The organism is Streptomyces odonnellii (genome assembly GCF_000981895.1).
Taxonomy (GTDB): domain Bacteria; phylum Actinomycetota; class Actinomycetes; order Streptomycetales; family Streptomycetaceae; genus Streptomyces; species Streptomyces odonnellii.
Genome location: NZ_LATD01000073.1, coordinates 41,443 through 63,851, shown reverse-complemented (window position 1 = coordinate 63,851; position 22,409 = coordinate 41,443). Strand labels below are relative to the sequence as shown.

20 protein-coding genes and 6 pseudogenes are annotated in these 22,409 nt (G+C 68.6%); 13 read left to right on the top strand and 13 right to left on the bottom strand.

The window, feature by feature from the left end; genetic code table 11:
* Positions 1-306: 306 nt before the first annotated feature.
* Positions 307-615: a hypothetical protein gene (locus WH07_RS41020; RefSeq protein ID WP_046497480.1), complete on the top strand. Its 309-nt coding sequence runs from the start codon at positions 307-309 to the stop codon at positions 613-615.
* Complete coding sequence (locus tag WH07_RS41015) at positions 615-1,109, top strand: hypothetical protein (RefSeq protein ID WP_232788782.1); 495 nt, start codon at positions 615-617, stop codon at positions 1,107-1,109. Before WH07_RS41020 ends, WH07_RS41015 begins: the two co-directional genes overlap by 1 nt.
* A gap of 163 nt (positions 1,110-1,272) precedes the next feature.
* Here WH07_RS41015 and WH07_RS08815 read toward each other — a convergent pair whose 3' ends face one another.
* On the bottom strand, positions 1,273-2,040 hold the full coding sequence (locus tag WH07_RS08815; RefSeq protein WP_046497475.1) for an SDR family oxidoreductase: 768 nt from the start codon (positions 2,038-2,040) through the stop codon (positions 1,273-1,275).
* A gap of 507 nt (positions 2,041-2,547) precedes the next feature.
* On the opposite strand from WH07_RS08815, the gene WH07_RS08810 reads away from it, so the two are divergent.
* Together WH07_RS08810 and WH07_RS41010 are read left to right on the top strand one after the other, a co-directional pair.
* The gene (locus WH07_RS08810) at positions 2,548-2,802 is read left to right on the top strand and encodes a hypothetical protein (protein WP_046497473.1); all 255 of its coding nucleotides are present in this window, start codon (positions 2,548-2,550) and stop codon (positions 2,800-2,802) included.
* An 85-nt stretch (positions 2,803-2,887) separates the two neighbouring features.
* Positions 2,888-3,179 (top strand): annotated as a pseudogene (locus WH07_RS41010) (ISAzo13 family transposase); the annotation flags it as partial.
* A gap of 65 nt (positions 3,180-3,244) precedes the next feature.
* Here WH07_RS41010 and WH07_RS08800 read toward each other — a convergent pair.
* Positions 3,245-3,850: a class I SAM-dependent methyltransferase gene (locus tag WH07_RS08800; protein ID WP_046497468.1), complete on the bottom strand. Its 606-nt coding sequence runs from the start codon at positions 3,848-3,850 to the stop codon at positions 3,245-3,247.
* A gap of 234 nt (positions 3,851-4,084) precedes the next feature.
* Between WH07_RS08800 and WH07_RS08795 the strand changes: the two genes are divergently transcribed.
* The 4 genes from WH07_RS08795 to WH07_RS08780 all read left to right on the top strand — a co-directional run bounded on the left by WH07_RS08795 (position 4,085) and on the right by WH07_RS08780 (position 9,515).
* Positions 4,085-4,747, top strand: a complete 663-nt coding sequence (locus WH07_RS08795; RefSeq protein ID WP_046497466.1) for a M15 family metallopeptidase — start codon at positions 4,085-4,087, stop codon at positions 4,745-4,747.
* A 147-nt stretch (positions 4,748-4,894) separates the two neighbouring features.
* Positions 4,895-5,812 carry an aminoglycoside phosphotransferase family protein gene (locus WH07_RS08790; RefSeq protein WP_046497463.1) on the top strand — a complete coding sequence of 306 codons (918 nt, stop codon included), beginning with the start codon at positions 4,895-4,897 and terminating at the stop codon, positions 5,810-5,812.
* Between the two features lie 642 nt (positions 5,813-6,454).
* Positions 6,455-8,248, top strand: coding sequence for a trypsin-like serine protease (locus WH07_RS08785; protein WP_046497461.1), 1,794 nt, complete (start codon positions 6,455-6,457; stop codon positions 8,246-8,248).
* Positions 8,249-8,615: 367 nt separating this feature from the next.
* Entirely contained in the window at positions 8,616-9,515 is a 900-nt protein-coding gene (locus WH07_RS08780) for an ATP-grasp domain-containing protein (RefSeq protein WP_046497459.1), read from the top strand.
* A 159-nt stretch (positions 9,516-9,674) separates the two neighbouring features.
* Here the strand turns inward: WH07_RS08780 and WH07_RS08775 are convergent, their stop codons facing one another.
* The 3 genes and pseudogenes from WH07_RS08775 to WH07_RS37310 form a co-directional block, all read right to left on the bottom strand.
* Complete coding sequence (locus tag WH07_RS08775) at positions 9,675-9,977, bottom strand: hypothetical protein (protein WP_198533756.1); 303 nt, start codon at positions 9,975-9,977, stop codon at positions 9,675-9,677.
* Positions 9,958-10,310 (bottom strand): annotated as a pseudogene (locus tag WH07_RS37315) (HAMP domain-containing protein); the annotation flags it as partial. The gene WH07_RS08775 and the pseudogene WH07_RS37315, both read right to left, overlap by 20 nt.
* 37 nt (positions 10,311-10,347) lie before the next feature.
* Positions 10,348-10,512 (bottom strand): annotated as a pseudogene (locus WH07_RS37310) (response regulator transcription factor); the annotation flags it as partial.
* Between the two features lie 102 nt (positions 10,513-10,614).
* Between WH07_RS37310 and WH07_RS08770 the strand changes: the two are divergent.
* On the top strand, positions 10,615-10,965 hold the full coding sequence (locus tag WH07_RS08770; RefSeq protein WP_046497457.1) for a hypothetical protein: 351 nt from the start codon (positions 10,615-10,617) through the stop codon (positions 10,963-10,965).
* Between the two features lie 13 nt (positions 10,966-10,978).
* Here WH07_RS08770 and WH07_RS37305 read toward each other — a convergent pair.
* Positions 10,979-11,829, bottom strand: a protein-coding gene (locus WH07_RS37305; protein WP_408645820.1) for an IS5 family transposase whose coding sequence is annotated in 2 segments (ribosomal slippage) — positions 10,979-11,490 and positions 11,490-11,829 — 852 coding nt in all. Because the reading frame shifts where the segments join, the coding sequence is not laid out codon by codon here.
* A gap of 179 nt (positions 11,830-12,008) precedes the next feature.
* On the opposite strand from WH07_RS37305, the gene WH07_RS08755 reads away from it, so the two are divergent.
* Entirely contained in the window at positions 12,009-13,154 is a 1,146-nt protein-coding gene (locus WH07_RS08755) for a lipid II:glycine glycyltransferase FemX (protein ID WP_046497452.1), read from the top strand.
* Here the strand turns inward: WH07_RS08755 and WH07_RS36160 are convergent.
* Positions 13,130-13,798 (bottom strand): annotated as a pseudogene (locus WH07_RS36160) (class I SAM-dependent methyltransferase); the annotation flags it as partial. The gene WH07_RS08755 and the pseudogene WH07_RS36160 overlap by 25 nt on opposite strands.
* Before the next feature lie 305 nt (positions 13,799-14,103).
* Positions 14,104-15,448: pseudogene (locus tag WH07_RS08750) on the bottom strand (UDP-N-acetylmuramoyl-tripeptide--D-alanyl-D-alanine ligase).
* 107 nt (positions 15,449-15,555) lie between these two features.
* Here WH07_RS08750 and WH07_RS08745 point away from each other — a divergent pair.
* Positions 15,556-16,008 (top strand): annotated as a pseudogene (locus tag WH07_RS08745) (D-lactate dehydrogenase VanH-Sc); the annotation flags it as partial.
* 86 nt (positions 16,009-16,094) lie between these two features.
* Positions 16,095-16,703 (top strand): D-Ala-D-Ala dipeptidase VanX, encoded by a 609-nt coding sequence (vanX, locus tag WH07_RS08740; protein ID WP_046497450.1) that lies wholly within the window; start codon positions 16,095-16,097, stop codon positions 16,701-16,703.
* Between the two features lie 32 nt (positions 16,704-16,735).
* On the opposite strand, the gene WH07_RS08735 is transcribed toward vanX, so the two are convergent.
* Positions 16,736-17,728 (bottom strand): alpha/beta fold hydrolase, encoded by a 993-nt coding sequence (locus WH07_RS08735; RefSeq protein ID WP_046497448.1) that lies wholly within the window; start codon positions 17,726-17,728, stop codon positions 16,736-16,738.
* A gap of 179 nt (positions 17,729-17,907) precedes the next feature.
* Between WH07_RS08735 and WH07_RS08730 the strand changes: the two genes are divergently transcribed.
* Complete coding sequence (locus tag WH07_RS08730; protein WP_046497535.1) at positions 17,908-18,525, top strand: helix-turn-helix domain-containing protein; 618 nt, start codon at positions 17,908-17,910, stop codon at positions 18,523-18,525.
* Positions 18,526-18,669: 144 nt separating this feature from the next.
* Here the strand turns inward: WH07_RS08730 and WH07_RS08725 are convergent, their stop codons facing one another.
* The 4 genes from WH07_RS08725 to WH07_RS08710 form a co-directional block, all read right to left on the bottom strand.
* Positions 18,670-19,539: a tetratricopeptide repeat protein gene (locus tag WH07_RS08725; RefSeq protein WP_046497446.1), complete on the bottom strand. Its 870-nt coding sequence runs from the start codon at positions 19,537-19,539 to the stop codon at positions 18,670-18,672.
* Complete coding sequence (locus WH07_RS40290) at positions 19,502-20,308, bottom strand: hypothetical protein (protein WP_046497442.1); 807 nt, start codon at positions 20,306-20,308, stop codon at positions 19,502-19,504. Before WH07_RS40290 ends, WH07_RS08725 begins: the two co-directional genes overlap by 38 nt.
* Positions 20,309-21,355: 1,047 nt before the next feature.
* Complete coding sequence (locus WH07_RS08715) at positions 21,356-21,733, bottom strand: hypothetical protein (protein WP_157877300.1); 378 nt, start codon at positions 21,731-21,733, stop codon at positions 21,356-21,358.
* Positions 21,734-21,892: 159 nt separating this feature from the next.
* The gene (locus WH07_RS08710; RefSeq protein ID WP_046497438.1) at positions 21,893-22,375 is read right to left on the bottom strand and encodes a nitroreductase family deazaflavin-dependent oxidoreductase; all 483 of its coding nucleotides are present in this window, start codon (positions 22,373-22,375) and stop codon (positions 21,893-21,895) included.
* Between the last annotated feature and the right edge of the window lie 34 nt (positions 22,376-22,409).

Genomic DNA, 22,409 nt, shown 5'->3' with positions numbered 1-22,409 from the left:
TCGGCCCCGCAGGACGGAACCTGTGACCCTCAGATGGGCCTCCGGTCCCGCGGCCTCGGCAGCGGACTCCGCCTCGTCTTGAGCGAAACGCCGGCAGATCCTCGCGGCAACAGGTCGCCGGACGGAGGGACGCCAGGTCATCGGACAGACGCTAGATCGCCCAGGTACCAGCGGGCGCCGGCTCCATGGCACGTAAGCGGCTTCGAAGGTGCCGGCGCACATCTGGCGGACGCGGACCGCGCAGGCTGTGGCCCGGCGCGCCATCCACATCAGGAGCGACCGTGCGTCGTTTGATCTTCCCGCAAGATGAGAACTTTCTGGTACGAGACACTGCGTTCGCTGGGGCATATCACCTACGGCGGCGCTGACTTCGCGGAGGTGGAGGCCACCGTCGAGCGAATCAAGCCCGGAGACTACGACAGTTGGTTCGACGAGTGGAACGCCACCGCCGCGCGTATCAGTGCCGTCGCGGACGAGGCCCGTTCCCAGGGACATGTGATCACGGCCCGGGACAGCTACCTGCGGGCCTCGAACTACTACCGCACGGCTGAGTTCTTCCTGCACGGAAACCCGAGGGACCCGCGCATCCTCGCGACCTACGCATCAAAGCCGTGATGGCCGTCGACGGCGTGTACGACTTCAGTGTGCTCATCACACGCTTCCTCGAAGGCGACCGCACAAAATCGCGCGCGGCAGTGAAGGCGCCGGAAGCACCGGAGATAGACGAGGAACTTGCTAGAGCCTTCGAATCGAGCCCCACCGCACGCTGGGCGATCACGCACGGGATGTGTGTCATGGGCGGTCGCACACCACGGGAGTACGCCGCCCGGGCGATGGACTTCAATGCGCGCGACGGCGTCGCAGAGCGGATCGACTGTGCGGCGTTGATCTGCGAGGCAGAAGACGACCTCTTCTTCAAGGGGCAGCCCGAGGAAGTGTTCGACCATCTAACAACAAACGACAAGACGCTGCTGAGGCTTACTGACGTTGAGGGAGCTGGTGCGCACTGCCGCGTCGGTGGACAGCGGTACGCCTTCGAAAAGATCTTCGACTGGCTCGATGACCACACGCCCGTCGCGGACGCCCCAAGGACTCCAACTCCGCAATAAGAGCGGTTGTCCACATGCGTGACCGCCTGGCCGAGCTGGACCGCTGGGAGTCTCTCTCGTACCCCCGTGCAGCAGAGCGCTGACCTCCCTCACGGGCCCGTCGTAGTGTCACCGGCCCTGTTCGGAGACACCTGATCTCGACCGACTGCTACCAGACCGACTGCTACCAATCGAGCTCGGCCGGTACGAACGGCTCGTTCTCAGGGGCCTCCTTGCGAGCCCTCAGGGCTCGCTCGGCGGGAGCTCCGGCCGGCACGCGCAGGGGAGGCTCAGGCCGCTCGATGGTGTCGGCCACGACGACGGCCACCTCCTCGGAGGTGACGACCTCGCCGCGCAGAGCGCTGAGCTGCTGATACAGCGGGGCGTAAGGGTCGTCTTCCTCGAAGAACGTCTTGGCCTGCGCGGCACCGTTCGTGGACACGGCGCCCGGCTGCACGATGCTCACCTTGACGCCGAAGTGGCCCGTCTCAATGGCCAGTGTCTCGGCGATCGCCTCCAGCGCCCACTTGCTCGCGCCGTACGGGCCGATGATCGGCAGCACCAGTCGTCCCTGGACGCTGGAGATGAAGACGAGGCGCCCGGATCCCCTTTTCCGCATCGCCGGCAGCACCCCCTGCGCGACTCGCAGCGCGCCCAAGGTGTTGAGCTGGTAGAGCCGTTCGACCTCCGCGAGCGGGACGGTCTCCAGCGGCGCGCGCACCGTCGCGCCGGCGTTGCTGACCAGTACGTCGATCTCACCGGCGTCCTTGATGGCCTGGTCGACGCTGTCCTGGTCGGTGACATCGAGGCGCAGACGCCGGTCCACGGGGAGGTCGGCCAGGGTTTCCGGCCGGCGGGCGGTGGCGATCACCCGATGGCCGCGCTTTGCCAGTTCGACGGCGATGGCTCGGCCGATTCCTTTGGACGCGCCAGTGATGAGCACGGACGACATGGTGGTCCTCCTCGGTGACGAGTGTTGATGAATTCGGTGCGTCGGGGTCTTGGACGGACGCCCGGGAACAATCCGGAACGCGCCATTGACGGCGGTTTTCTTCGCTCTGCGGGCGCCGGGGCCAGTGGTCGGCCATGCGCTTGTTGTCACGGTTCAGCGCGATATCGCTCCACTGCCTGGCGCCGTAGACCACACAGCCATGTCTTTTCTCCCGCCGCCCGGACGATCAGCGCGACGCTCCGACCGGACAGCGGAGGGTCAAGGATTTGGTATGCCGGAGCAACCACCTCTGTGGTTCAGTGAGTGAACTCAGGCACGGTAACACTGTCCAGTTCAGTGAGTAAACCGGCACGGTCGCATTGGTTCGCTGAGCGAACTATCGGAGGTGTGGCGGGAGCGTGCCCCTTCCCTGCGCGAGCGTCGGCTGACCGGCAAGGGCATCGAAGTTCAAAAAGGAGTAGTGTCGACTACCTGAGCTTGAAGCATGCGCTCCCGGAAGCGAGTCCCATGAGCGGCATGAAGAAGTGGCTGGTAGAGATCTGCTTCAGTTCCGGCGCAGGAAGGCTGGTCCGTCATTTCTACGTGGTGGATGAAGCTTCTGATTGCGAGCAAGCCCGTTCGGTTGTCAAGGAGCGGGTTGGGATCCTTTGTGCGTGCACGGGCGAGAACGGCGCGGAGTTGAACTGGCACTGGGGGCAGGTGCAGCGGTTCACCACAGATTTGATGGGCAATGTCGAACTGTCCAAGCCTTTACCGCTGTGAAAGAAGCGCAGTAAGGACTTGCCGGGAAATAAGTCGTAGCTTTCGACTGCGGGGTTTGTTGTTCTGGTACGGGGAGTCCGGAGGGATCGAGGCTGTCCTGACCGCGAAGTTCCAGGCGTTGTTGCCCCATCTGGACGAGCGCCGACGTCGGTTGGTCATAGGGCGGAATCACGCTCGTCGCCGCCGCAGCCGGGGCCCGTGAGGGCGCGGTCGCGCGCGGGGTAGCGGAACTGGATTCCGGTCAGGCGCCGTTGGGGCGGGTCCGTCGTCCCGGAGGAGGCCGGAAGAAGGCGAGTGAGCTGGCCCCGGGGCTGCTGCCCAAGCTGTCGGCGTTGGTCGAGCCCTACGGGCGGGGCGATCCCAACCGTCCTCCGCGGGATCGTCAACAAGTCGGCGGACAGTACGACCGTACGGTCGGACATGACGCCGCGCGCAGGGGGCCTTAGCGGCGGTGGACGCTGATGGCGTAGCCGCCGCCGTCGTAAGGGTCGGCGTCCCAAGTGGCGAAGTGGTCGACCAGGGTGAGGCCGGCCGCAGCGCAGTAGGCGTCGTACTCCGACAGGGCGATGCTCGGTGGTACTGGCAGGTGGGCCTCGTCCAGGCCGAAGCCGGCGACGAGCAGACCGCCCGGTCGCAGCGCCGTGGCAAGGCGGCCGACGGCGGCGGCTTCGGTGCCGGTGGCGAGAAGCGGGAAGATGTTGCCGGCGGCGACCACAAGATCGAAGTCCGCGGGCACACCGGCCGCGGTCGGGTCGAACTCCGTCAGGTCGGCTCGGATCCAGGGCAGTCCCGGCGCCTCCCGCCGCGCCACCGCCAGCATGGACTCATCGAGATCCACGCCGACGCACTCGTACCCGAGTTCCGCCAGCCGGATCATGACCCGCCCGGTACCGCACCCCGCGTCCAGGACTCGCGCTCCGACAGGCACGAGCGCGGCGCAGAACCGGGCCTCACCGTGCATGTCCATGCCGCTGTCGGCCAGGGCCTTGAAGCGCGCGGCGTAGTCGTCCCCGGATCTCCCATCGGTCAACTTCGCCCAACGACTCATACGACAAGTCTACGGCGCCCCGTCCCGGCGACCCGCAGCTCCGGGTTCCCGACCCGCACAAGGCCGGGTGGTGGTGGCGGTTTTCTCCGGTTGTTCTTCAGCACAAGGGGATGGCGCGGGCCTTCCGGACGGAAAGGGCCGACGCCCGGAAGGCATCGAGTCCTTGCAACGCTCCCTACTCCGCGAGTGACGGGAAGAGAGCCACGGGGCGCAAGGTCACGAGATGATCGCGACATGACTGAGATCGTCTTGATGTCCGACCCGAGAGTTGCAGCCGTGCCCGTTCAGGAGTGCGGCGAACGGCTCGTGGATGTGCGACGGGACAGCCCTCTGCTGGTCGATGAGCGAAAGTGGCAGGACCCCGCGGGCGCCTTCGCCCATCTGCGGGTAGGAGTGCTCGATCGACTCCTCAAGGCCCAGGCACAGTTGCCTGAAGGGATGCGGTTGCTGTTCGTCGAGGGGTATCGCCCGCCGTCGCTGCAACGTCACTACTTCGACCAATACGGAGATCAACTGCGGGCCGATCATCCGGACTGGTCCGCTGGGCAGATCCGCTCGGCAGCCAGCCGCTACGTGTCCCCGCCTGAGATCGCACCCCACAGCGCCGGGGCGGCCGTCGACCTGACGCTCGCGGACGCCGACGGCCGTGAGCTCGATATGGGCACCCGCATGAATGCGACTCCTGAGGAGAGCGCGGGCGCCTGTTACACGCAGGCCGACAACATCAGCGACGAGGCCCGCTCCCGTCGGGACATCCTGGGCACGGCGCTCACCGCTGCCGGCCTGGTCAACTACCCGACAGAGTGGTGGCACTGGTCGTACGGAGACCGCTACTGGGCCTTGATGACAAGAGCGGATGCCGCCCACTACGGGCCCAAGGAACTGCATTCGGCATGAACCAGAAGCGGATATCGGATAGTTGAAGCGTGTCGTCTTGAGGCCGGGCAACTCGCGCGGGCGATGACTGAGGTCTCGGAGACCAAGTCGCCTTCCACGGGAGTGCATCAGCGGCGAGAGCCGCCGCCCGAACTATGGTTGCTCCGCATGACCCACACCGAGATCGAGGTCACCGCGGAGTTGGTCCGGGAACTGCTGCACGATCAGCACCCCGACCTGGCCGATCGCCCACTGAGCCTTGGGGCGCGTGGCTGGGACAACCAACTGTGGCGACTCGGCGACGACCTCGCCGTCCGGCTGCCCTGGGCGACGCAGTCTGCCGATGCGCTGCTGCTCAAGGAGCACGCCTGGCTGCCCGCCCTCGCCCCGCACCTCCCTCTGCGGATCCCCGTCCCGCAGCGCCTCGGGGAGCCCTCCGAGCGGTTCCCGCGGCCCTGGATCGTCACCACGTGGGTGTCGGGCGCGCCTGCCGACCGTACCCCCGCCACACGTGCTGCGGACGCCGCCGACACTCTGGCCGCCTTCCTGACGGCTCTTCACCGACCTGCCCCCAACGGCGCGCCCGTCGGCCGTGACCGCGGAGGACCGCTGGCCGACCGCGCCGAGCAGTTCGCCGGGCAACTCGCCTCGGCCACCGGGCTGGGGCTGATTCCCGACCCGGACGCCGTCCGCGCGGTGTGGGAGGACGCCGCCGCCGCGCCTGTCTGGGCGGGCCCGGCCCTGTGGCTCCACGGCGATCTGCACCCGGCCAACATCCTCACCGCGGACGGCACCTTCTGCGGCGTGATCGACCTCGGTGACCTCTGCGCGGGCGATCCGGCCTGCGACCTCGCCGCCTCCTGGGTGCTGCTGCCGGACGGCGCTGCCGACCGCTTCCATGACGCCTACCAGCCGGCCCCGGACGCCGCGACCCTGCGCCGGGCGCGTGGCTGGGCGGTGATGCGCGCCCTCAGCGGCATCCTCATCGGTGAGGCGGGCGTCCGCGGTCGCCCAGGCGGCAAGCTCACCTGGGGCCCGCCCGCCCATACGGCCCTACAACGCCTCATTGCGACGGCCCGCCGCTGATAAACCGCCCACCGTTACGGAACATCACGAACCAGCGGTTCTGACACGGCTTCTGGGGGCATTCCGGAGCGGACCGGGCGGGGCGCTTCCACGGTCGGCGCGATGCCGGTGGTGGCCGCCCTTGGCCGCAGGGCGTTCGGTCTGCCCCAGCGACCGGGTCTCCATCAACGTTCACCCGCTGCGCCCGGCGACCCGCGCCGCGCCGGAACGCCGACTCCTCGTACGCGGGCAACCGATGATCGACGTCACCGACCGATGTATTCCAGGACATTGGTGGCCATCTAAAAGCGGTCCATTTGCCACCCAGAGTTAATCCGCACGTATGCGGCCGACGTTGGCGACCGCGTCGAAGGCGTGGACGATCCGGGCGAGTTCCTCACGTAGCGGCCGTCCGGTCCCGATCTCCGATCGGCTGCGGAGTGGCTTTTTCACAACATGAGGAAACGTTTCGGTAAAACACTTCGCCGAGCCCCGGCAGGCGGTCGCCGACCCCGTCGCCGGGGCTTAGCATCACTTTGCCGGAGGGGGGCTCCGCGGTGTGGGTCGGTCATGTTGTCTGAACCGACGTTTTTTGAGCGTCGTCAGCCTGTCTATCCCTCGGGCAGTCCGATGCTTTTTTCCTGGGGGATCCGGAGACACCGAGTGATACCTGTCAAGCGCGGCTTCATGCGCCGCGCGGTCCTTTTCTGCCTGTCGGGTGCGGCGCTGGCTCTTGCGCTGCCCGCGGCGGGCGCTGCCCAGGCGGTGGACGGCCCCGCCATCGCGGGCGCCGGCACGACCCGTGCCACCGTCGGCCACTCCGCCGTCGGCAAGACCGTCACCGATGAGAAGACCCTGCGCGGGCGCGTGGTCTCTGCCAGCCGCGCGGTCGCCGCTCAGCAGGCCGGGGAGCCGGTGGCTGCCACGCCTACGACGCCGAGCACGGCGGGTGGCAAGAGCACACCGTCGCCGTTCATCATCGGCGGCACCGAGACCACCATCGCCACAGCGCCATGGATGGTCCAGCTCTGGTACGCCAATGAGGCCACCGACGAGTACTACTTCTGCGGGGGCACCCTGGTCGCCCCCAACAAGGTGCTCACCGCCGCGCACTGCGTGAACGGACTCGACTGGCGCACCTATGGCGTCGTCAACGCCGGAGTGACCAGCACCGAGTCGAACGGCGTCCTCGCCGGCGTCGCGCGCCAGTGGCAGCACCGCTCGTACGACGACGCGACGGTGCGCAACGACATCGCCGTGCTCACCCTGGACAGGCCGCTGAAGCAGCAGTGGCTGCGGCTCGCCCAGACGCACGACGGCGCGTTGTACAAGGCGGGCACTGCCGCCACCGTGTACGGCTGGGGGCTCACCTCGGGTTCGTCGGACACGTTGGCGACGAAGCTGCGCAAGATCAGCCTGCCGCTGGTCAGCGACACCGCCTGCAACACCTCGATGAAGAAGATCCTTGGCAAGGACTACTTCGTCGAGGGCAGCATGATCTGCGCCGGCACCCCGGCCACCGGCGCCGACGCGGGCACCAAGGCCACCTGCAGTGGTGACTCGGGTGGTCCGCTGATCGTCGGCGGCAAGGTCATCGGCATCGTCTCGTGGGGTGTCGAGGGCTGCACGGCCAAGGGCGCCTACTCGGTGTTCACCAAGGTGCTGCCGTACACCGGGGTGGCCGCACCGCGGATCGACGACACCGATTACAACTACGACGGCCGTGCGGACCTGGTGGCGCGGGCGCCGTCCGGGAACCTGTTCGTCCAGACCAGCAAGGGCACGTCTCTCAACCCCGCCGTGTACATCGGGCCGGGTTGGCAGTCCGCGTCCTGGGCCCTGCAGACGGACATCGACCGGGACGGCGGCTGGGACATCCTGGTCCGCGTCAAGACCGACGGCCGGCTGCACCTGATGAAGGGAGACCCGCTCACCGGGGCGGTCAAGGACATCGTTGTGACGACGGTGTCGGGTGCCTACGCGTCGTACGCCATCCCTGGTGATGTCACCGGGGACGGCCGTCCTGACCTCGTGACCACCGACACGGCCGGCAACGGCTGGGTGTTCCCGGGCAAGGGCAACGGCGAGTACAACGCGCGGGTCAAGTTCGCCACGGGTTCGCTGAAGGGCTACAAGATCTTCGGCCGTGGCGACTACAGCGGTGACGGCAAGCCCGACCTCCTGGTGCGCGACACCCTCAACCGGGTGTTCCTCTACCGGGGGTCGGGCAGCGCCACCGCGCCGTTCCTGGCTCGCATCACCGTCCGCACCGGCTGGAACTTCACGTCGCTGATCGCCTCCGGCGATGTCACCGGCGACGGCCTCGCGGACCTCATGGCGCGGGACACGAGCGGCAACCTGTGGCTGTACCCGGGTACCGGCAAGGCGAGTGCGGACATCTTCGGTGCGCGCAAGCGGCTGGCCACCGGCTACAACAAGTACAACCTGCTGTTCTGAGCGGCGGCGAGCGGGCGGGTCGTTACGGCCGGTCCGTTCGCTGTCTCCAGGCTCGGCGCCCCGGCGGGGCAGGCACTCATCGCCTGCCCCGCCGGGGTGTTTCGCTGAGTCCGCGGCTCCTCGTCGCGTACGGACGGAAAGCGTGGGGGCGCCACTTGCCGCTCGCCGGGCTGCCCGCTCGCACGGGACCACCGCCACCCGTACCGCAACGTGATCTACGTTGCCCGCCAGTCGCCCGGGTGCGTGGCGGGCGATATGAGGGCGCGTTGTCAGCGACGACGGGGTTCTGCGGCGTGCTGTGGGCCGGCGGGGGACCGGCCTCGGCGGTTTGCGTCGTGCCCGCTACGGTGGCCGCCAGGGGGTTTTCATGGAAGCCGGGTTTCTGTTCTGTTCGGATCCACTGCGGCCGGTGAGGCCGGATCCGGTGTTCGCCGAGGAGGCGGCACTCGCGCGGGCGCTGGGCGCGCGGACGGCCCTTCTCGATCATGACGCGCTGCTCGGCGGGGACACCACGGAAGCGCTGGCGCGGGTGCCGCGGGGCTCGGGACCGTACTGGTACCGGGGCTGGATGATGGACCCGGCGGTGTACGGCGCTCTGGAGCGGGACCTGTATGAGCGGGGCTGTGTCCTGCTCACCGATGCCCGCGGCTACCGTCGTGCGCATGAACTCCCGGGCTGGTACGAGGAGTTCGCGGCTCTCACACCGCGCAGCGTCTGGCAGGCCAGGCCGCCGGGCGCCGCCCCGGCTCCCGGTGAGCTGGCGGCGCTCGCCGCTCCGCTGGGGCCCGGTCCCGGTGTGGTGAAGGATTATGTCAAGTCCCGCAAGCACGAGTGGGACGAGGCGTGCTTCGTACCGGAACTGACCGATCACGGGCGGCTCGCGGCCGTGGTGGAGCGGTTCTTCGCGCTTCAGGAGGACACGCTGGCGGGCGGCGTGGTGCTGCGTGCGTACGAGCGGTTCGCGGAGGGCGGCGAGGCGCGTGTGTGGTGGGTGGACGGTGCCCCTGTGCTGGTCACGGCCCATCCGGACACCCCGGACCGGCTGCCGGATCCGGAGCTGGGCGCGGTGGGTGAGGCGGTACGGGCGCTCGGCTGCCGGTTCGTCACCACGGACCTGGCGCTGCGGAGCGACGGCGAATGGCGGGTCGTGGAGGTAGGAGACGGCCAGGTGAGCGGAGTGCCGGCCGGAGCGGACGCCACGGCGCTGTTCACGGCACTGGTCGATGCCGGTCGGCTCAGCGGCGGAAGCCGTCCTCCGAGCCGGTGATACGGCCAGCGATCGGGCTGGTGCTGCGGGCGGCCTCGTACCCTGGCTCGGCATTTGACCTCGCAGCGATGAAAAGCGTCGCGGCAGACAACGGCGGGTCTTGCACGGACGTCGTCGTCGCCCCGCCCCCGCCCCAGGCCGGCTGCTGTCAAGTAGTCGTCAGGTGTACACCAGCAAGTAGTCGCACGTGCTCGTGCCGTCGTGGAGGGACGTGTCGCTGTTGAGGATGTAGAAGGTGCCGGCGAATCCGGCGGTCGTCATCTTCGGGACCACGATCATGGTCTGATTCGCCATGCTCAGTGAGTTCGGGACCACCACGTTCCGGTACAGCAGCGTGAAGAGGTTCTGCTGGAGGTCGTGGAGCCTGAGGATGCGGTAGACGCGGTCTCCCGAGCCCGCGGGCCCCGAGATGGGCGCCTGGTTGCCCGGGGCGGCCCATTGGTTCGCGGAACTCGTCCTCACGGCCCGGCATCTGGATGCGGTGGGAGAGTGATCCGTTCGCGGCCATGCGGGTGGCGTTCGTGACGCGGTTCAACGGGGCGAGCATGCGGCCGGCGAGGAACCACCCTCCCCCGAGACCGAACGCCAGCAGGAACAACATCGTGATGGCTGCCATCGGAGCGAAGTCGCGCGCGACGGAGAGGCGGTAGTCGGGTTTGAAGACGAGCCCGACGTGCTTCACCGAGTCAGGAACAACCACCCGGCGATGAGCATCATGGAGCCGGCCAGCATGAGGAATCCCGTGTAGCTGAGGGTGAGTTTGAGGCGAACGCTCAGCCCGGGCTCCCTATTCACGCTCTCCTCCCTCAGATCCGGTGCCGGATGCCGTGTCGATCTCTCGTACGAGGGGCCTGTTGTGGGCGCTTCTGCGGTCGAGTGCTATGAGCCCGAGTGTACTGAGCCCGCGCGCGAGTTCCTGGAGTTCGACGGGCTTCGGGAAGTAGTCGTAGGCGCCGAACTCGAATCCGGAGGCCTTGTCGTCGTGACGGTCGGCCGCGATCGCTTCCGGACCTAGGGGCTCTCTTACGGATCACTTGGCGGGGGTTCGATCTCTGGGCCTGCTGGCACTGGCGGGGCCGTTCCCTGCGACGATGCGCTTGTGAGTTATGACCTTGCGGTGTGGGACGGCGACCGTCCACTCGACGACCGCCAAGCGGGCTTGACCTATGACCAGCTCTACGAGCGCTACCTGCAGTTAGACGATGTCGTCGTGCCTCCGGCGCCACGCATCGTGGCGTATGTGGAAGCACTCGTCACGCGATATCCGGACGACGTGGATCGCAGTGTCGTATGGGCGTCCCTGCCGGTTATCGAGGAGGCATCGGGCCCGATCGTGTACTTGCTCATGTCCTATGGCGAGGCGGAGGAGGTGTCCGAGTACGCCGCTACGCTGGCTCGCGAGCACGGACTCGTTTGCTTCGATCCGCAGGGAGAATGCCTCCGGCCCTGATCTGCTTGTTCGTTCAGCGGGCAGGCCAGAGGAAGATGCCCGCGATGAGGAGGCCGGCGCCGTAGACCGTGGCGGTCTTCTCGTAACGGGTGGCGATGCCGCGCCACTGCTTCAGCCGATTGATGCACCGCTCGACCGTATTACGCTGCTTGTATGCCTCACGGTCGAAGGCGGGTGGGCGACCGCCGAGGCTGCCTCGACGAAGGCGGTGGCCCCGCTGGTCCGCCGCAACCGGAATCACCGCCCGGATGCCGCGCTTGCTCAGGTGCTCACGAATGGCGCGTGAGGAGTACGCCTTGTCGGCTAGGACCACATCCGGCCTGGTGCGAGGTCGTCTGCGCCGGCGCGGGACACGCAGGCGGCCCATCACCTCTACGAAAGCGGGTGCGTCACCGGCCTGGTCGGCGGTGAGCACGAAGGCCAGCGGCCGACAGTTGCTGTCGGCGGCGAGGTGAATCTTCGTGGTCAGCCCACCGCGGGAGCGGCCGACGGCATGGTCGCCTGGCTCCTCGGCCGGGGCCCCTTTTTGCGAGCGCCGGCAGCGTGCTGGTGAACGCGCACGATGGTGGAGTCAACCGCAACGACCCAGTCCAGGTCGCCGTCGGCATCGGCCTGGACGAGAAGCGCGGTAAACACACGCTCCCAAGTGCCATCGATGGCCCAGTTTCTTAGCCGTGTATAGACGCCCTTCCACGAGCCGTACTCGGCGGGCAGGTTCACCCAATGGGACCCCGTCCGGAACTTCCAGGCGATCGCATCGATCACCTGTCGATGATCACGCCACCGCCCGCCCCGCCTCGGCGTCCGATCAGGCAACAACGGCTCTATTCGCGCCCACTGCGCGTCAGTCAACGGCACAGGCAGACCAACGATCCGATGATCGCAAAGAAACGCCCTAGGCCATCGCTGATGGCTTCCGCGGGATTGGGTTCGTCCTCGACGATCAAGACACGCATGTTCTCGAGGCCACGAGTCAGCACATATCGTCGGCGTATCGAGAACCGGATACATGCCGACAACGCCACGCCGCCTTGACTGAGGGCATGTACTACAGCGAACCAGCACGAACAGCGGGCGTGCGCCTGACCGTCGAACCGATCAGCGCCGCAGAGCACTTGGCATTCGTACGGACACAGCGGTCGGTCAGCTTCCTGCAGACACCGGCATGGGCTCGTGTCAAGACCGAGTGGCGCCTCGAGTCCCTCGGCTGGTTCGACGGTCGGCGGCTGGTCGGTGCCGGGCTCGTCCTGCACCGGCCGGTGCCGCGGCTCGACCGCTTCACACTGGCCTATCTGCCCGAGGGCCCGGTCATCGACTGGACCGGTGCGATCGACATGTGGCTCGATCCGCTGGCGGCGTATCTCAAGGCACACGGCGCGTTCGCGATCCGGCTCGGCCCGCCGGTGTACACCAATGTCTGGAGCGCCGCCCAGGTCAAGGAGGGCATCGCCGATCCGGGCATCAAGCGGCTCACCGACATGCCCAGCCAGTGGGACGACTCGGTCGGCGCCCGTGTGACCGGTCAGCTCAGTGACGCCGGCTGGCTGCCGCAGAACCCGGAGGACGGCTTCGGGGTTGGGCATCCGCAGTTCAAGTACGAGATTCCGCTGGCCGGCAGGACCGAGGACGACTTGCTCAGGGGCATGAACCAGCTCTGGCGCCGCAACATCAAGAAGGCGGCCAAGGAGGGAGTCAATGTCACGGTCGGCGAGGACCTGAAGGCGTTCCACGACCTCTACGTCCACACCGCCGAGCGCGACCGTTTCACGCCCCGGCCGCTGCGCTACTTCGAGACCATGTTCGCGGCGCTGCGTGCCGAGGACCCAGAGCGGATCAAGCTCTACCTGGCCCACCACCAGGGCGATTTGGTCGCCGCCACCATCCTGGTCCGCGTCGGCGCCCACGCGGTGTACGCCTACGGTGCCTCCGCCACCGAGAAGCGCGAGGTGCGCGGCTCCAACGCCTCCCAGTGGGCGATGATCCGCGACTCCCTTGCGGCCAGCTGCGACGTCTATGACCTGCGCGGTATCCCCCCGACCCTCGACGCCCACGACTCGCACGTCGGACTGATCCAGTTCAAGGTCGGCACCGGTGGTCAGGCGGTGCGTTACGTCGGCGAGTGGGACCTGCCGCTGCGCCCGATGGTCTACTGGGCCTTCGACCTCTACATGAGGCGGCGCGGGCGCTGAACCCCCGCGCCGCTTCCCGCGCCTGATTGCCAGCCGGGGCGCCTGGCCATGACGACCAGGCCCGGCCCGCTGTACTCCTCCGGGGCGAGCCGGAGTTCGGCGACCGGGTGCAGGCCGGCCTGCTCGATCAGGTCCACAAATTGCTCCGGCCGCCATTTGTGTGTCGTCCAGCTAACGGGCACGCCCCCGTAAGCCTCGGTGCGGACAGCGTCTCCGTCGCCGACGTGTGTCGCGGTGATGAAGTGCCCGCCCGGCTTCAACGCGCGTGCGAACAGGGCGAGTACCTGGGGGAGGACCTCACGGGGGAGGTTGAACAGCGACCACCACCCGAGCACGCCGCCGAGGGACGCTTCGTCAAGGTCGAGGTCGGTGGCAGAGGCGACGCTGAAGCGGCAGTGCGGATGAAGTCGGCGCGCGTTCTCGATCATGCGGGGTGAGAGATCGACTCCGGACACGTCGAGTCCGCGTTCGGCGAGGTAGGCCGTAACCGTTCCGGGTCCGCAGCCGACGTCGAGGACGGGCCCGAGCTCCCTCACGGTGTCGGCGAAAGCGTCGATCGATGCCTTGAGCCATGGATGGCGACAGATGTCGCCGACCCCCGTCGTCGCCACCATGTGGGCGTAGTTGTCGGCCACGCGGTCATAGGACTCGCGAACCACGTCGAGATCGGCCGGTCGGTCAACAGGTTGTGCGCGCATCAGCCAACGATAGGACGAGCGAGGAGTTGGCAGTGGACCGTGGGCGGGGTGCTGACGCGCGGGGTGTTGCTCTGGCCACGCCGTACGGTCACGCCATCGGATTGACGGTCTGAACGGTGTCCCGGTTATACCGTCGTAGCACCGACGTATGGGCCTTCGTAGGTGACATCGGCAAGCCCTTCCACCAGAAGGTCGCTGGCCCCGGGTGTACGCCGACGCCCCGGAGCACGCTCTCGCCCGCGCGTCGTCGGCTACGCAAGCGCTGCGGCGACCTCGTCGAGGCGCGCCCCGCGGGAGGCCTTGAACGAGCACCACATCGACTGCGGTGAGGTGGCGGCGCAGCCAGTCGACGGCCGCGTCGTTGTCGGTCAGTGTCAGCGACCGTTCGCCCGTGGCGTCGGCGATCGGCCGGGCGGCTTCGCCGACCGGGGCCACCACGTCGGCCCGGGAGGCGGCGTACTCCCCGACGGCGTGGTGCTCGGCTTCACTGTCGTCGCCGAGTTCGAGCATCTCGCCGAGGACGGCGATACGGCGCCTGCCCTCGATCGCCGCGAGCGCGTCCAGGGCGGCGCGGGTCGAGTCGGGGTTGGCGTTGTAGGAGTCGTTGAGCAGCGTCGCGCCACCGGCGAGGTCGCGCAGTTCCATGCGCCACTTCGACAGCGAGGCCGTGGCCAGCGACGCCGTGGCCACGTCGAGGGGTACGTCGGCCGCCAGACCCGCAGCCGCGGCAGCCGACGCGTTGAGCGCTTGGTGGCCGCCCACCAACGGCAGTGCGCAGGAAGCCGAGGCATTGGCGGTCCGCAGCGTGAAGGACGGGCGGCCGAGCCGGTCGAGGGCCAGGCCGAGCGCCCGTACGTCGGTGTGTTCCGCCCGGCCGAAGGTCTGCACCGGATTGTCGGTGAGCGAGCGCATCCCGACCACCCGGGGATCGTCGCCGTTCAGGACGGCGGTGCCGCCGGGCGCCATCCCCCGCACCAGCTCGCCCTTGGTCCGGGCGATGGCCGCGCGTGACCCGAACTCGCCGAGGTGGGCCCGGCCGACGTTGAGGACGACGGCGATATCGGGGGTGACCAGGCGGGTGAGCGCGGCGATGTCGCCGATACGGCGTGCTCCCATCTCCAGTACGAGGAACCGGGTGGCCGCGTCGGCGCGCAGCATGGTGAGCGGCACGCCGAGCTCGTTGTTGAGCGAGCCGATCGTGGCGATCGTCGGCGCGGCGTTCGACAGGACAGCCGCCAGCAGGTCCTTGGTCCCGGTCTTGCCCTGGGAACCGGTCAGCCCGACCACGGTCAGCCCGTCGCTCAGTTGGGCCGCGACGTGGGTGGCCAGTGCCCGCAGCGCGGCCCGGGCGTCCTTGACGACGACGGTGGGAAGCGGTGTGGGCCGGGAGCCGAGCGCAGCCACCGCGCCGGCCCGGGCGGCCTGGCCGGCGTAGTCGTGGCCGTCGTTGTGCTCGCCGGTGAAGGCGACGAAGAGGCCGCCCGGCTCGGCCTGTCGGCCGTCGAGCACGGTCGGCGCGGTGACGGTCACGGAGCTGTCGCCCTCGGCCTTTCCGCCGACGATCTCGGCGATCTCGCCGAGGCGGAGGGGGATCATGCTGTTTCCCTGTTGGTCATGCGCCCCATTCAAGGCGCCGCGGTATATCGGCGGCGTATCGAGAACCAGATACGTTCCGGCAACACCACGCCTCTTTGACTGGAGGCATGACCGACAGCGAAACGCGCCGCATCACCGTCTATGGGTGCGGCCCGGATGAGGCCGTACTGTTCCGAGAGTTGGCGCCTCGCTTCGGCGTAACGCTGACTATCACAGAGGCACCGGTATCCGAAGCCGATATTGAACTGGCATCCGGAGGCCGATGTATCAGCGTCGGCCACAAGAGTCCCGTCACAAAGGCCACTCTTCTTGCGCTTCGTCAAGCCGGCGTGACGTATATCTCCACGCGCAGCATCGGGTACGACCATATCGATGTGGAATACGCCGACAGCGTCGGAATTTCAGTTGAAAACGTCACCTACTCGCCGGACGGCGTGGTCGACTACACACTGTTGATGATGGTGCGGGATGCAAAATCCATCATCCGCCGTGCAGAAATGTGCGATTACAGACTGAGTGATACGCGTGGGGGAGAGCTGCGCGATCTGACTGTCGTCGTACAGCCGTTACCCGAGGCCGCCGCCGGGGTGCCGCTCGGTGAAGTGATCGACCGGACGGTCTCGCTGGCATTGACAGGGAAAAGCCGATGAAGGAGGACTTCGTCTTTGTGGACGAGCTGGCACCCGGAATACGCTGGGATGCCAAGTACGCCACGTGGGACAACTTCACCGGCAAGCCGGTGGACGGATATCAGGCCAATCGGATCGTCGGCACAAGGGCTTTGTGCACGGCCCTGGAACGAGCGCGAGAGAAGGCCGAATCCATCGGTTTCGGCTTGCTGCTCTGGGACGGTTATCGCCCACAGCGCGCCGTTGACTGCTTTCTGCGCTGGTCTGAACAACCGGAGGACGGCCGGACAAAACCACGGCACTACCCGAATATCGCCAGGGCCGAGATCTTCGAAATGGGATACGTGGCCGCCAGATCAGGTCACAGCCGGGGCGGCACCGTTGACCTGACGCTCTACGTACTGGCCACCGGTGAGCTCGCTCCCATGGGCGGTGACCATGATCGGATGGATTCCATCTCACATCATGGAGCAAAGGGGATCACGCATGCCGAAGCGAGGAGCCGCCAGTGCCTTCGGTCCATCATGGAGACGTGCGGTTTCAGTGCGTACGATTGCGAGTGGTGGCATTACACACTCAAAGACGAACCTTATCCGGACACCTATTTCGATTTTCCCATCACATAGTGGAGTCTCGGCGGCCCCGGCCAGCCCCGTGTTCAGCCCTGTAGGGAGCCGAGCCAGCCGGTCAGCAGGCGGTTGACTTCCTCGGGGCGTTCCTGCTGGATCCAGTGCCCGCAGCCGTCCAGGATGTGGGAGGCGGCCAGGCCGGGGAGGGTGGCGGGGTACGCGTCGATGGCGTCGGCCATCCAGGTCGTGGACGCGTCCAGGGCGCCGCCGATGAACAGGGACGGCTGCTTGATCGGGGCGCCGCGGTAGGGGGCGAGGTCCTCCCAGTCGCGGTCCATGTTGCGGTACCGGTTGAGGGAGCCGGTCAGGCCGGTGCGCTCGAACTCCCCCGCGTACACATCGAGGTCGTCCTCACCCAGCCAGGCGGGAAGCGGGCCGACGGGGAAGCGGTCGCGCAGCCGGCCGCCGGCCCGGGTCACGAAGTGCGGGTCGAGCTCGCCCGGGGCAGGCATGGTGTCGGCGGACAGGGCCGCGTAGAAGCCCGCGAGCCACCCCCGTACGTCGGGCTCCATCTCCGCCTCGGCACGGCCGGGCTCCTGGAAGTACGAGACGTAGAACTCCTGCTCAGGGCCCCCGATCTGGCTGAAGATGTCGGTGGGGCGGGGGCCGCCGGGCGGCGCGTACGGGACGCTCAGCAGGGCGACGGCGCGGAAGACCTCGGGGTGGAGCAGAGCGGAGGCGGCCGCGATGTTGGAGCCCCAGTCGTGGCCGGCGACCACTGCCATCTCCTCGCCGAGGGCGCGCACGAGGGCGACGTTGTCCTCGACCAGGTCGAGCATCCGGTAGGCATCCGTCGCGACCGGCTTGGAGGAGCGGCCGTAGCCGCGTACGTCGAGCGCCACGGCCCGGTAACCCGCCGCCGCGAGGGCCGGGAGCTGGCGACGCCAGGAGTACCAGGACTCGGGGAAGCCGTGAACGAGCAGGACCAGCGGCCCGCTGCCCTGCTCGACCAGGTGCAGGCGCCCGGCGGGGGCCTCGATGATGCGGTGGCGCAGGTCGGCGGACGGCGCGGGCTGGTGCATGACTTCTCCTCGGTTCACGGGCGGTCTCGGTTACCCACCGATCATGCGGCGCGGCAGCCGCCCGACGCGACAACCCTTGCCACTCTGGCAAACTTGCAGGACAGGGTGGTAGAAGCAGCACGGCCGGAGAGAGCGGAGCCACGGTGACGTACAACGACACAGCCGACACGCTGGCAGCGATGGGCCCCCGGCTGCGGGCCGCGCGCGAGCGGCGCGGCGCCACACTCACCGGCGTCAGCCGTGCCACGGGCATCTCGCCGAGCACGCTGTCGCGGATCGAGACCGGCCGCCGCAAGCCCACCCTGGAGGTCCTGCTGCAACTCGCGAAGGAGTACGAAATCTCCCTGGACGAGCTGGCCGGCACCACACCCGTCACGGCGGCCAAGCCGCGCGCTTCCGCACCGCAGCGTTCCGGCGACGACAAGGCCGTGCTGCCGCTGACCCGGTACGTCGGAGGCCTGCACGCCCACAAACACGTCCTGCCCGCCATCGACACACCGCCGACGCGGCCCCGGCAGGTCTCCCACGACGGATACGAATGGCTGTGCGTCCTGTACGGGCGGCTATGGCTCGCGCTCGGCGACCAGGACCTCATCCTGACCGCCGGAGACACCGCCGAGTTCGACACCCGCACCGCCCACGGAGTCGCGAACGCCGGACCCGGCGAACCCGTCGAATACCTCATCATGTTCGGCCCACAAGGAGAACGTCTACGATCGCGCACCACCCGCCCCACTGTCGGTGTGTCGGTTTCGGGCAGGACACCCGACTCACGACCGAAGGGGACGACGCCGTGACAGCCCGATCCGTATTGCGCCGCCCGCACGGTCGCGCTGATCCCGCAGACCGTTGGCGCCGTCGGTGACGCCCTGACCGGCGGGAAACGTTTGGCCTTCTACGCGGAGGTCCTGGCCACCGGGGAACACATGGCCCCTCATGTGTCAGGCCGAGGCGTCGGCTGACGTACCGTCCGTTGCCCCGGCAGGCGTCGGGCGGAGGCTGTGGAGGATCTCCCGTACCTCCCTAAGCAGGTCGTCGAAAGCTCCGGGGTTCTCCCGTGCGAGGTCGCCGTAGTAGCGTGCCGCCTCCTCGGCGGCGGCCAGGGCCTCCGTCTGCCGCCCCGCCGCTCCCAGGTCCTCGGCGAGGTGGAGCAGTGAGGCGACGAGCCCCGGCAGATGAGCGGTGGGGTTCTCCCGGACGAGGTCCCTGCGGATGCGGATGGCGTCCTCGACCGCGGACAACCCCTCATCCGCCCGCCGTACTTCGCCGAGGTCGACGGAGTAATTGCTGAGCGACCTGGCCAGGAACGGCAGATAGGCGTCGGGCTTGTCGCGGGCGAGAGCACGGTAATGGTCGACGGCCTCCTGCGAGATGGCCAGGCTTTCGTCCCACCGTCCCAGGACGCTGAGCCGGTTGGCGAGATTGTTCAGGGATATCGCGAGGTCGGACAGGTGGCCGGCGAGATCGTCGCGTACGAGGTCCCGCCGGATGCGGACAGCCTCCTCGGCGGCGGCCAGCCCTTCCTCCGGCCGGCCCACCCGGCCCAGACCGACGGAGAGGTTGCTGAGTGCCATGGCGAGATCGCAGCGATGCTCGCCGTGCTGCTTCGTGAGGGCGCGGTAGCGGCGTACCGCGTCCTGCGCCGTGACCACGAACTCCGCCCACCGCCCCAGGTCTCCCTGCCGGTTGGCGAGGATGTTCAGCGCGGAGGCGAGGGCCTGGTCGTGGACGCCATGCTCGTCGCCGTCGAGTGAACGGTAGAGGTCCACCGCCTCAGTGGCGGCGGCCAGCGCCTCTTTCCGACGGCCCATCGCGCCGAGCCGGCCCGCGAGGTTGCTCAGGGCTTTGGCGAGGCCGGGCCGGGCGCGGGGGGTCGTCCCGCACGGCGGACCGGTACCGGTCGGCCAGGACGCGGGAGAGGCCGACGGCCCACAGGGCCAGGCGGCGGCTGAACTCGGGTAGTTGGTCGGCAAGCGCCTGAAGGTCGGCGAGGGCGGTGTCCGGGTCGTCGCTGATTCGGCCGAGCGCCGTGACCAGCGGGTCGGGGTGGCGGGTCTGTGTGGCGGTGGCGACAAGAGGCCCGGCCAGCCGGTGGTGGTACCGCAGGCACAGCTCGACCAGAGGCTGAACCAGCCGGCCCCGGAAGACGGGGTGGGCGGCGGCCCGGCTGTAGACGGTGAGGAGCCGGCCGCCCTGCTGCTCGTCGGCGCCCGCGGCCAGGTGTTCGGCCAGGCCGGGATCGGCATCGAGTAGGCGGCCTGCCATGCGTTCGGCGAGCCGGTCGGGATGGAGCCCGGACCAGAGACGGCCCGGGACGACCGACGGGTAGAGAGAGCCGATCCAGGCCGTGATCACGTCCCGGCGGTCGCGGCCCTGGTCGGCCAACACTGGCAGCCGCCGCCAGACCTCGTCCGCCTGGCCGGGGGAGGCCGCACCGGTCAACTGGGCTGCGACGAGGGCGGCTTCGAGGGTTTCCGGGCTCAGCGCGGGAGTCAGTCCGAGTACCGCGGCACGGCGGTCCCAGTACCCGGTCCTCCACTCCGTCCGGGGGCCGGTCGGGGGGCCCGCCGGGACCGTCACCGGAGTCTTCGCCGACCGCGTCGAGGAGATCGGCGAGCGCGGTCATCTGCAAGGTGAGAGCGTTCTCCAGTCCGGGCACGCCCAGTTGTCCCGGGCGTTCACCGGCGCCGAGTGCCGCGCCGAGGGTCGGGCAGTCGGTGGACGCCAGGCCTCTCACCTGCGGCAGCGCGTCCGTGAGGGCGTCGACCGCTCGTCGGTACGCGTCCGCGCGGTCTGCCGGATCGGGCTGGAGCGGCGGCAGTTCGACGGTCGGTGTGCCGTCGAGCCAGTCCTCGGTGCGCCGCGTCGTGCCCTGGGCCCAAGCCCACCAGGCACCGGCCGTCCGCGCCAGCAGGAGCACCTTGAATGCCGTCGCGCCGTCGTAGGCCGCCGCTGCGTCGACCAGCTCGGCGAGCTGATCGACACGGTTCTCCGCGTAGTCGACCACGACCAGCAGCCGCTTGGCGGCGTCCCGCAGTTCCCGGATCCGTCCCGCCACGCCGTCGGCCCGCAGCCAGAGCACCACCCAGCCGCTCGCCGCCAGCCGGTCCGACAACTGGTACGCCAGCCGGCTTTCCCCTGCCCGCCCGGCCCGTGCAGCAGCCAGGCGCCGAACCCGCCCCGTGCACACCACCTGAACAGCCGGCCGACCAGTTCCTCGCGCCCGGTCGATGCGCCCACCGTAGAACCGGCCGCCCGACGAGCGCAGCGCAACTCCGAATCTCCGACGCCCTTGGGAATCTCCGACGCCCTTGGGCGCCGGTGCCGCCCGCGACCGGCAGCGGCTGAGGGGCCACCGCCCGGCAGCCGCTGATCGAGCCCGGGCGCTGACCGATCCGGGCAACGTCACGGCGGGGGGCCTCCTTCGGGCCTCATGCCGCCGGCTCTGTTCGTACGGCCCGGTTCGTTCTGCTCGGGGCGAGATCCATGGCGCACCCGCTCGTCCCGCTGCCCGTGTTCAGGCCCCGCTTGCCGAACCTCGCCGATCTCGTGCCTCTGACGGCCGGCTCGGGACCTGCTCCGTGGTGGGCGGCCAGACAGTTTCGAGGCCGTGATCGGCTCGCTGAGTCACAGGCCCACGTACAGCGTAAACACCGCTATGACGACGGCGAGTGCACCGAGTACGGTCGGCCAGACGAATCTCTTCGCAGTCTTCCTCGGGCGTTGCCGGACGGACTGGCCGGGCGCTGCGGTGATGGTGCGGGTCTGGATCAGTTGACCGCCGATCTCCACGCCCGCGGCGACATGGTTGTGGACGTCCGCGTCGTCCGGCTCCCGGTTCTCGCCGTCGGCCGCGCCGGTGATGGTGAGACCGTCCGGGCCGGAGGTGATGGATCCGGTGATGTCGCGCGCCTGGATCAGCCGGCCGGTGATCCTTGCTCCTTCTCCCACGTGGTTGTAGGTACCGCCCTGGCCTTCCGGCATGAAGCCCTCCCCAATATTCACGAACTTCCTCAGCACGCTATCGAGGACGGTTGTACCCAGGCCCGACTACTCCTTGACGACGTCCGTACGCCGGAGAGCGGTACGCCCTCCGCCAGACGCCGCGGCCTGTGTCCCCGGCCGCGCGGTGCCTTGCCGTGCCGGGCGGGTGGGGTCTGGAGCTCAGTTCCCCGTCGGTGCCGGGGCGTTCGCCGGTCCGGACAGGTGTTCGGGTTCGAGTACGAAGACCGGGATCAGGCGGTCGGTCTTCTCCTGGTATTCGGCGTACGGCGGATACGCGGCGACCGCGCGCTGCCACCACTGGGTCCTCTCGTCCCCGGTGAGCTCACGGGCCGTCATGCCCTGGCGTTCGGGGCCGTCCTGGAGATCCACGTGTGGGTCGGCCTTGAGGTTGAAGTACCAGACTGGGTGCTGCGGGAAGCCGCCCTTCGAGGCCACCGCCGCGTACCGCCCCTCGTGCTCCACGCGCATCAGCGGAATCTTGCGGATCCTGCCGCTCTTCGCGCCGCGCATGGTGACGATGACGACCGGCAGGCCCGTGTCCCGGAGCGTTGCGCCCTGTGTGCCGCCCGAACTCTCGTACAGCTCGACCTGTTCGCGTACCCACTGCGCCGGACTCGGCTCGTACTCGCCCTCAAGAGGCATCGCATTCACCCACTGTCGTGTACGGATTATGCCG

Bases quoted from the DNA above. Each gene is read 5' to 3' on its own strand.
- WH07_RS08730 (WP_046497535.1), top strand. From the start codon at position 17,908: ATGGGCCCCCGGCTGCGGGCCGCGCGCGAGCGGCGCGGCGCCACACTC.
- WH07_RS08795 (WP_046497466.1), top strand. From the start codon at position 4,085: ATGACTGAGATCGTCTTGATGTCCGACCCGAGAGTTGCAGCCGTGCCC.
- WH07_RS08710 (WP_046497438.1), bottom strand. From the start codon at position 22,375: ATGCCTCTTGAGGGCGAGTACGAGCCGAGTCCGGCGCAGTGGGTACGC.
- WH07_RS08780 (WP_046497459.1), top strand. From the start codon at position 8,616: ATGGAAGCCGGGTTTCTGTTCTGTTCGGATCCACTGCGGCCGGTGAGG.
- WH07_RS08755 (WP_046497452.1), top strand. From the start codon at position 12,009: ATGTACTACAGCGAACCAGCACGAACAGCGGGCGTGCGCCTGACCGTC.
- WH07_RS08800 (WP_046497468.1), bottom strand. From the start codon at position 3,850: ATGAGTCGTTGGGCGAAGTTGACCGATGGGAGATCCGGGGACGACTAC.
- WH07_RS08725 (WP_046497446.1), bottom strand. From the start codon at position 19,539: ATGGGCCGTCGGAAAGAGGCGCTGGCCGCCGCCACTGAGGCGGTGGAC.
- WH07_RS08810 (WP_046497473.1), top strand. From the start codon at position 2,548: ATGAGCGGCATGAAGAAGTGGCTGGTAGAGATCTGCTTCAGTTCCGGC.
- WH07_RS08815 (WP_046497475.1), bottom strand. From the start codon at position 2,040: ATGTCGTCCGTGCTCATCACTGGCGCGTCCAAAGGAATCGGCCGAGCC.
- vanX (WP_046497450.1), top strand. From the start codon at position 16,095: ATGAAGGAGGACTTCGTCTTTGTGGACGAGCTGGCACCCGGAATACGC.
- WH07_RS41020 (WP_046497480.1), top strand. From the start codon at position 307: ATGAGAACTTTCTGGTACGAGACACTGCGTTCGCTGGGGCATATCACC.
- WH07_RS08790 (WP_046497463.1), top strand. From the start codon at position 4,895: ATGACCCACACCGAGATCGAGGTCACCGCGGAGTTGGTCCGGGAACTG.
- WH07_RS41015 (WP_232788782.1), top strand. From the start codon at position 615: ATGGCCGTCGACGGCGTGTACGACTTCAGTGTGCTCATCACACGCTTC.
- WH07_RS08735 (WP_046497448.1), bottom strand. From the start codon at position 17,728: ATGCACCAGCCCGCGCCGTCCGCCGACCTGCGCCACCGCATCATCGAG.